At 34.8% G+C, this 8,341-nt stretch carries 9 protein-coding genes; all 9 read left to right on the plus strand.

Annotation, left to right across the window (positions count from 1 at the left end):
* Positions 1 to 143 precede the first annotated feature (143 nt).
* The 9 genes from CBP76_RS08435 (at position 144) to recD2 (ending at position 8,251) form a co-directional block, all read left to right on the plus strand.
* A complete protein-coding gene (locus CBP76_RS08435; RefSeq protein WP_102196462.1) occupies positions 144 to 713 on the plus strand; it encodes an NUDIX hydrolase in 570 nt (189 codons plus the stop codon).
* Positions 714 to 1,001 (plus strand): hypothetical protein, encoded by a 288-nt coding sequence (locus CBP76_RS08440; protein WP_102196463.1) that lies wholly within the window; start codon positions 714 to 716, stop codon positions 999 to 1,001.
* Positions 1,002 to 1,023: 22 nt separating this feature from the next.
* The gene (locus CBP76_RS08445; RefSeq protein WP_102196464.1) at positions 1,024 to 1,713 is read left to right on the plus strand and encodes a 5'-methylthioadenosine/adenosylhomocysteine nucleosidase; all 690 of its coding nucleotides are present in this window, start codon (positions 1,024 to 1,026) and stop codon (positions 1,711 to 1,713) included.
* A 12-nt stretch (positions 1,714 to 1,725) separates the two neighbouring features.
* A complete protein-coding gene (locus CBP76_RS08450) occupies positions 1,726 to 2,874 on the plus strand; it encodes a cysteine desulfurase family protein (protein WP_102196465.1) in 1,149 nt (382 codons plus the stop codon).
* Between the two features lie 59 nt (positions 2,875 to 2,933).
* Positions 2,934 to 3,269: a hypothetical protein gene (locus CBP76_RS08455; RefSeq protein ID WP_102196466.1), complete on the plus strand. Its 336-nt coding sequence runs from the start codon at positions 2,934 to 2,936 to the stop codon at positions 3,267 to 3,269.
* A gap of 13 nt (positions 3,270 to 3,282) precedes the next feature.
* Positions 3,283 to 4,401, plus strand: a complete 1,119-nt coding sequence (gene mnmA, locus CBP76_RS08460; protein WP_102196467.1) for a tRNA 2-thiouridine(34) synthase MnmA — start codon at positions 3,283 to 3,285, stop codon at positions 4,399 to 4,401.
* A gap of 154 nt (positions 4,402 to 4,555) precedes the next feature.
* Positions 4,556 to 5,206, plus strand: coding sequence for a histidine phosphatase family protein (locus CBP76_RS08465; RefSeq protein ID WP_102196468.1), 651 nt, complete (start codon positions 4,556 to 4,558; stop codon positions 5,204 to 5,206).
* Positions 5,207 to 5,214: 8 nt separating this feature from the next.
* Positions 5,215 to 5,880, plus strand: a complete 666-nt coding sequence (locus CBP76_RS08470) for a tetratricopeptide repeat protein (protein WP_102196469.1) — start codon at positions 5,215 to 5,217, stop codon at positions 5,878 to 5,880.
* Positions 5,867 to 8,251, plus strand: coding sequence for an SF1B family DNA helicase RecD2 (recD2, locus tag CBP76_RS08475; RefSeq protein ID WP_102196470.1), 2,385 nt, complete (start codon positions 5,867 to 5,869; stop codon positions 8,249 to 8,251). Before CBP76_RS08470 ends, recD2 begins: the two co-directional genes overlap by 14 nt.
* Positions 8,252 to 8,341 lie beyond the last annotated feature (90 nt).

An 8,341-nucleotide genomic window follows, 5' to 3' on the forward strand; every position in this document is an offset into this window, starting at 1 on the left:
CAGTTATTAGGTGCTTACGGTAAAATAGTTTAGTATATAAATTAATATATCTAGTTTAATATTTTTTTGAAACACCTGGCGTGTTACAATATCATGTATGGTTTTAAGATAATTAATAACATAAATATCAAGAAGGTTGGATAATGAATAAAGAGGATTCAAGATACTACGAAGAAGTGGTAGCCAAGAAAAGAATGTTTGGTGGAAAGATTTTTGATGTTGATGTTGAACAAGTAGTTTTACCTAATGGTATTCCTGATATTAGAGAGGTAGTTTTACATCATGGTGCTGTTGCTATTATTCCATTTACTGATGATAATAAAATGATTTTTGTCAGACAATGGCGGACACCTTTAGATCAAGAAACTTTGGAAATTCCCGCCGGTAAAATTGACCCAGATGAAGGCGATGATTTAAAAGAAGTCGCAATACGTGAGATGGATGAGGAATTAGGTTTAACTACTGATAAATTAGAAAAGGTTACAGAGTTCTTTGCTAGTCCAGGTTATTCTAATGAAAAGTTGACTGTATTTAAAGCCACTAATTTAAAGAAAGTAGAGTTCAAACGGCCCCTTGATCCAGATGAATTTCTGAATGTGGAAACATTGACTTTAGATGAAGCCAAAGAACAAATTAAGACTGGCGTAATCTGTGATTCTAAGACTATTTATGCAATTACCTATTGGGAATTATTGCAGGCAAAGGAAAAATAGATGTTTTCAAAGATAAAAGACTTTTATAATTCAAAGTTTAAGAAAACAGATCAACCCCAGACAGTGGTGCGGGCAGATCAAATTGAGCAACAACAGCAGCGAATTCGCGAACAAGAACGTCTTCGTGCTGAAGAAGAATATAAGCAACAACATCCGGAACAAATAATTCAAGAAAATTTGCAGTCTTTTGAAAATAAGACAAATAAATTGAAAAAGAAATTAAATATTGCAATTATAACTGTATTCGGCCTGGTTGTTCTGGTTTTTCTAATATTGTTTTATATATAACAAATTAAAGAGGAGTTAAAGTATGAAGATTGGCGTAATTGTTCCTATGGAAGAAGAAATAAAATTAATGAAGGAATCATTGACTGATGTAACTAATGAGTCAGTTGCTGGTGTTGAACTTACAAGCGGTAAATATAAGAATCATGAAGTATATCTCGCCCAAAGTGGTATTGGTAAGGTTCAAGCAGGGATGACCACGACAATTATTAATGAACGTTACCAACCAGATTTTATCGTTAATACAGGTTCAGCTGGTGGTATCGGCGAAGGATTGCATATTGGTGATGTAGTTATCTCTGAAAAAATGGCCTATCATGATGTCGATGCAACTGGATTTGGATATAAAGTTGGTCAGTTGCCTCAACAAGAATTATATTTCAATGCTAATTCAGACTATGTGAAAGCAATTGCTGCGGCTGCTAAAAGAACCGGTTTGACATCAAAAACTGGTTTAATTGTAACTGGAGACCAATTTGTTGACTCTAAAGAAAAAATTGCTACAATTAAAAAGTCGTTCCCAGATGCTTTGGCAGCTGAGATGGAGGGTGCAGCTGTGGCTCAAGTCTGTACTCAATTCAATATACCATTTGTTGTTATTCGTTCAATGAGTGATGTTGGAGACGAAAATGCTAGTGTAAACTTTGACGAATTTGTTTTACAAGCCGGACGCAAATCAGTAATTATGTTATTGAACTTTTTAGACCAAGAATAGAGGGGATTTATTGTGGCATTTATTTATTTAGATAATGCTGCCACTACACCAATGGCTACACCTGTAGTCGATGTGATTAGTGATCAAATGGCAAATAATTTTGGTAATGCATCTGCTACCAATTTTTTTGGACGCCAAGCTCGTAAAGTGCTGGATGAAAGTCGCCATGTTATCGCGCAAAGTATCAATGCTAAAGATTCAGAAATAGTCTTTACCAGTGGTGGTACTGAAAGTGATAATACAGCGGTAATTGAAACAGCATTATCTAGACAAAAATTAGGTAAGCATATCATAACGACAGCAATCGAACATGAAGCAATTCTTAAACCGATGGCTTATCTTGAATCATTAGGTTTTGAAATAACATATCTAAAGCCTAATGCTCGTGGAGAAGTCAGCGTTGAACAGGTTAAAAATGCTCTTCGAGATGATACTATTTTGGTATCAATTATGTATGGAAATAATGAGGTTGGATCAATGAATCCAATTGAGGAAATTGGTGAACTCTTAAAAGATCATCAAGCCTTCTTCCATACAGATGCAGTCCAAGCTTATGGTATGGAAAGTATTGATGTTAAAAAACAACACATTGATATGTTATCGACATCAGCTCATAAAATTAATGGGCCTAAATTTATTGGTTTTCTTTATATAAATGATGAGATTCATATACCATCATTTATTAAAGGTGGCGATCAAGAAACCAAACGTCGTGCCGGAACGGAAAATGTTCCTGCGATTGCTGGTTTTGCAAAAGCTGTAGAACTGATAACTCCGGAAGAAAAGCAACGAAGACAAACTCGTTATTTTGGATTTAAACAAACAATCCAAAAGATCCTTAAAGAAAATGAGATTGAGTTTGAAATAAATGGACCCACAGATATTCATGCCTTGAATCATGTGATGAATTTATATTTGCCAGGTATTGATCGAGGAGTTTTGTTAACTCGTCTTGATTTAGAAGGATTTGCCATTTCAGGTGGTTCGGCATGTACTGCGGGTAGTTTGGAACCTTCACATGTTTTGATAGCAATGTTTGGTGAAGATAGTCCTAAAATTCAAGATTCAGTTCGAATTAGCTTTGGTAAAGATAATACTGAAGAAGAGATTGTTAAGTTTACTAATAAATTAGTTGAAATCGTTTGTGACTTGACTAATTAGTAAATGTTATTCAGACTTATATATAATTAGTAAAAAATTTATTATAAGGGATGATTAAAATGGATAAACGACAAGCTCAAGTACAAGGGGATCAAGAAGTTTATGAACTTAATCCTGATGTAAAAAAATATTCACTTATGGATGCGGGTTTTCAGGAAACAAACAAAGGTAGTTTTCGTTTGGAACATCCGATCAATGGATCGTCTCCATATGCTGCTAGATATTATTTGCGTGCAACTGTCGATAAAAATTTGGAAAGTCTCAAATTAGCGATTACTGACAAAAGTGGTATGCATAATATAAATATGTTTAAGATCAAAGACACTGAGGCAGAAGTCAGTGATTATAGATATTTAATGGAATTTTTAAAAGAAAAAAATGTATTAGTAAAATAAATGAGGTTTTCAAATGGATAATAAGAAGAAGCGTGTTGTAGTAGGTATGAGTGGAGGCGTTGATTCGTCAGTTAGTGCACTTCTTTTGAAACAACAAGGCTATGAGGTTATTGGAGTTTTCATGAAGAACTGGGATGACTCTGATGATTCAGGTGTATGTACTGCTACAGAGGATTATGAAGATGTTGCTAAGGTTGCCAACAAGATTGGTATTCCTTATTACTCTGTTAATTTTGAAAAGGAATATTGGGACCGTGTTTTTGAATATTTCTTGGCAGAGTATCGTAAGGGTAGAACTCCTAACCCTGATGTCATGTGTAACAAAGAGGTTAAATTTAAGGCTTTCTTAGATTATGCTAATAAGCTAAACGCTGACTATATTGCTATGGGCCATTATGCACAGTCATTCCGTGACGATAATGGTGTAGTTCACTTGTTGCGTGGTGGCGATGCTAATAAGGATCAAACTTATTTCTTGAGTACAGTACAACAAGATCAACTCCAAAAAGCATTGTTCCCAATTGGTGGTATGCAAAAATCAGAGGTTCGTCGAATTGCTGAGGAGGCAGGACTTGCTACTGCTAAGAAGAAGGACTCAACTGGTGTTTGTTTCATCGGTGAGAGAAACTTTCGTAAGTTTTTAAGTGAATTTTTACCTGCACAAGCTGGTACTATGATGACACCTGACGGTGAGGTTAAGGGTCAACATTCAGGTCTTATGTACTACACAATTGGTCAAAGACAAGGTTTAGGTATTGGTGGTAATGGTAAGTCAAACGAGCCTTGGTTTGTTGTTGGTAAGGATATGTCTAAGAACATTCTTTATGTAGATCAAGGTTATGACAACCCAAGATTATATGCTGACCATTTGGATGCATCTGATTTGTCATTTATTACAGGTTTGGATTATGGTGATACTTTCCATGCCACAGCTAAGTTTAGATATCGTCAACAAGATACTGGCGTGACTGTCCATGTTTTAGGCGATGGTAAGGTCAATGTTGAGTTTGATAATCCAGTTCGTGCTATTACACCAGGACAAGAGGTTGTGTTTTATGATGGCGAGGAGTGTCTGGGTGGAGCAACAATTGATGCTGCTTACATGGCTGAAAAGAAGTTACAATACATTTAATCAATAATTTTTAAATGAAATGTCGACGATTCTCAATTGAGAATTGTTGGCATTTTTAATTTATCAGAATATTTTCTGCAAAGTTAGGTGTGAACTTGAAAAAACTTACCAAAAAACCGATAATTATACTAACTAACTTGGTAAGGTGAATAAAATGGAATTGTATTTTGTCAGACACGGAAAAACTGAATGGAACTTAGAAGGAAAATATCAAGGTGGACATGGCGATTCACCATTGTTGCCAGAAAGTTTACATGATATTAGCTTATTGGCTAAAAGATTAGAAGATACAGAAATCGATCACGTTTATGCTAGCCCATTACCCAGAGCCAAAACAACGGCAGAGACTCTCATTAAAGATTTACATCGGGAGATACCATTTACAGTTGTAAGGGATTTGCGTGAATTTGATTTGGGAATTATGGAAGGACGTAAATTCTCTGAATTAGAAAAGGAAATTCCTGAAGTTATTTATGCTTTTAGACATCAACCATCTGACTATGATTATGATTTAATTCGAGGAGAATCATTTGAAAAAGTTGCTGAACGAACCACTAAGGCTGTACAAAAGATTGTTGATGAAAATAATGGACAAGGTAGCATAGTAATTGTTAGTCATGGGGCAGCTTTGGTAACTATGATCCAGTCATTGTTAGGTACTAAAGTAGCAGATATTAGAAAAAATGGTGGTCTGTCAAATACAAGCTTAACTCACTTAAGATATGAAAATGGTGAATATAAATTAATTAAATGGAATGAAACAGGATATTTGAACAAAAAATTGGAGAGTTCAGATACAATTTGAGGTATTAAATGAACAAACAAGCAGAAAAAATGTTTAGTCAGGGCGATAAGGAAAAAGCAATTAAGCTACTTGTGGCTGATTTGAACAAGAATCCAAAACAATTACCAGAAATTTTACAATTATCAACTTATTTAGTTCAAGCAGGCGACTTGGAACAAGCTGAAGAATTATTGGCAAGATCTTTGGAAATGTTTAAAGATAATCAGGATTTACTTTATAATTTAGGAAATATTTATTATTTAGCCGATGAATTTGATAAGGCTAATCAAATTTTTCAAAGACTAGTTGATGATAATTATGCATTTGAAGCCTATTTTATGATGGCAAAAACACTTAACCAACAAGGCAAAAAACAATTAGCAATTATGTATGCCTTAACAGCAACGGAAAAAGCACCAAGTGATTTGCAAGCCAATGAATTATTAGCTGATTTATTGCTCGCTAACGGTAATTTCAATGAGTCACTAGGGTTTTATAAAATTGCTAATAAAATTAATCCACAGGCTAAATATTACTTTAATATGGCCTTATGTGCTATGAACTTAAAAGAGGATTATCAAAATTATTTGGATAAGTCTAAGAAATTGGATGAACAGTATTATTTAAAGAATGAAAAGAAATTAGCTGATCTACAAGAATTCATTAAACAAGGAGAAAGTAATGACGGAGACTGAGAAACCATATTTCATTGGCACCGTTAAAGCTATCTTTTTTGAGAATCCTGAAAATCTTTATAAGATATTTACTATTAAAGTAAAAAAGACGAATACAGATTGGGATGCTGGTGATATTGTTGTTACTGGCAGTTTTGGTGAAATTTCTGAAGAGGAAGAATATCGATTTGAAGGTAAAATTGTTGATCATCCTAAATATGGCAAACAATTCCAAGCCACTACTTATAAAAGAACCATGCCTAGTGGACGAAAGGAACTGATCAGTTTTTTTTCAAGTGATGAGTTCCCCGGCATTGGTAAGAAAAAAGCTACTCAGATTGTTGATAAATTAGGTGATAATGCTATTGATAAGATTCTTCAAGATCCAAGTGCATTGGACTTTTTGAAGCTTGGGGAAGAGAAAACTCAGGCAATGATAGAACAGATCTCTAGTAATCATTTAGCCGAGCAAGCATTGTTCCAATTGAATAATTATGGATTTGGAACAACCCTCAGCGCTAGGATTTATCAAAAATATGGTGCACAAACTCTGGAAAAAATAACGGAAGATCCTTATCGATTAGTAGTTGATGTCAAAGGAGTTGGATTTAAAAGAGCTGATGAATTGGCTCAAAGATTGGGCATTACAGGTGATGATCCCAGAAGAATTAAAGGTGCGCTGATTCAAATGGTAAGTTCAGTTGTTAATGAAACTGGCGATACCTATGTAGATGGTGACTTGTTAATCAAAAGAGTTTCAGGTGCATTGAGGTTTAATGCAGATGATGAAATGATGAAAAAACTGGTCGAGGGTTTACGTAATTTAGTTAAGGATGGCATTTTAACTGTCGAAGATGGCCATGTTTATGAAAAAGGAATGTCCGACAATGAATGGTCAATTGCCCAATCTTTAAAGATGATTACGGATAGCTTTAAGGGAACACCATGGTCTAAAAAAGATCTTAAACGCGAGTTAAAACAAATTGAAACAGATTTCAAGGTTCAATATGATGATTCTCAAGTACGTGCAATTGAACAATCATTACTGAATCCAGTTTTTCTATTGACTGGAGGTCCTGGTACTGGGAAAACAACAATTATTAATGCTATAGTTGCTGCCTATGCCCATTTGAATGACATGCCTTTAGACCCAGATGATGATAGTTATGCAATTGCACTAGCTGCACCTACAGGGCGGGCATCAAAACATATGTCTGAATCAACTGGATTACCAGCAATGACGATTCATCGACTGCTAGGATTGACTGGGACTGAAGATGATGAGTTTGCTGAGCCAAGCTTAGATTGTAAATTGTTGATCATTGATGAAATGTCCATGGTTGATACTAAATTGTTTAAAGTTTTGATTGATGCAGTTCAACCTGGAACCCAAGTTGTTTTGGTAGGTGATCAGGATCAATTGCCATCAGTTGGACCAGGACAGGTTTTCTCCGATTTGATTCATAGTCAAGTTTTTCCCACTACTATGCTAAAAAATATTCATCGTCAGGACGAAAAATCAACTATTATTCAGTTAGCTCATGACATCAATGAAGGTATTATTGTTGATGGTATTTTTCAAAATAAGGCTGATCGGAGCTTCATTGGTTGTACCAGTCGTGATGTTCCCGAGGTTTTGTCGCAGATTATTCAAAAATCAGGCGATCGTGGCTTCGATATCTCTGATGTGCAGGTTTTGGCACCAATGTATCGAGGGCAGGCAGGAATTGATAATTTAAACTTTGTGATTCAAGACGTTGTTAATCCAATGAAACCGAAACGAAAAGAAGTCTCGGTGGGAAATGTTAAATATCGTATTAATGATAAAGTAGTTTATTTAGTCAATACACCTGAAGAACAAGTTTTTAATGGGGAGATTGGTAAGATAATTGGTATTATTCTTGCTAAAGAGAATACGGATCATGTTGATAAATTAGTAATTGATTTTGACGGTAATGAGGTTACATTAGATCGTAAAGATTGGGTCAATGTAACTTTGGCTTATTGTACGTCAATACATAAATCTCAGGGTTCGGAATTCGAAATGGTTATTTTGCCATTGGTTAATGAAGAATCACGGATGTTAAGAAGAAATCTTTTGTATACGGCAGTTACTCGAGCAAAGAGGTTATTGATCATGGTTGGGGACAGATCTGCTTTTGAAAGGTCAATAAAGGATCAATCTAGTGAACGTCAAACTACGTTAAAAGAACGGATATTTGTTACATTTAAAATTAAAACTAATGTTACCGAAGCTGATGAAGATTCAGTTGAAGAAGAACCGAAAGAATATCATTTGACTATGGATATGGTTATGAATAATTCCATTAATCCAATGATTGGAATGGATGATATTATTCCAAGTGATTTTATCGAAAAAAAAGAAGCCTAGATTAATTTCTAGACTTCTTTTTTATTGGCAACCAAAATGGATGACTAGCAACTACAAAGTTGAGATCAAAGTAAGCACCTAATAACCGAC

Source organism: Companilactobacillus nuruki, from assembly GCF_002872255.1.
GTDB lineage: Bacteria > Bacillota > Bacilli > Lactobacillales > Lactobacillaceae > Companilactobacillus > Companilactobacillus nuruki.

Bases quoted from the DNA above. Each gene is read 5' to 3' on its own strand.
- CBP76_RS08435 (WP_102196462.1), top strand. From the start codon at position 144: ATGAATAAAGAGGATTCAAGATACTACGAAGAAGTGGTAGCCAAGAAA.
- CBP76_RS08440 (WP_102196463.1), top strand. From the start codon at position 714: ATGTTTTCAAAGATAAAAGACTTTTATAATTCAAAGTTTAAGAAAACA.
- CBP76_RS08445 (WP_102196464.1), top strand. From the start codon at position 1,024: ATGAAGATTGGCGTAATTGTTCCTATGGAAGAAGAAATAAAATTAATG.
- CBP76_RS08455 (WP_102196466.1), top strand. From the start codon at position 2,934: ATGGATAAACGACAAGCTCAAGTACAAGGGGATCAAGAAGTTTATGAA.
- mnmA (WP_102196467.1), top strand. From the start codon at position 3,283: ATGGATAATAAGAAGAAGCGTGTTGTAGTAGGTATGAGTGGAGGCGTT.
- CBP76_RS08465 (WP_102196468.1), top strand. From the start codon at position 4,556: ATGGAATTGTATTTTGTCAGACACGGAAAAACTGAATGGAACTTAGAA.
- CBP76_RS08470 (WP_102196469.1), top strand. From the start codon at position 5,215: ATGAACAAACAAGCAGAAAAAATGTTTAGTCAGGGCGATAAGGAAAAA.
- recD2 (WP_102196470.1), top strand. From the start codon at position 5,867: ATGACGGAGACTGAGAAACCATATTTCATTGGCACCGTTAAAGCTATC.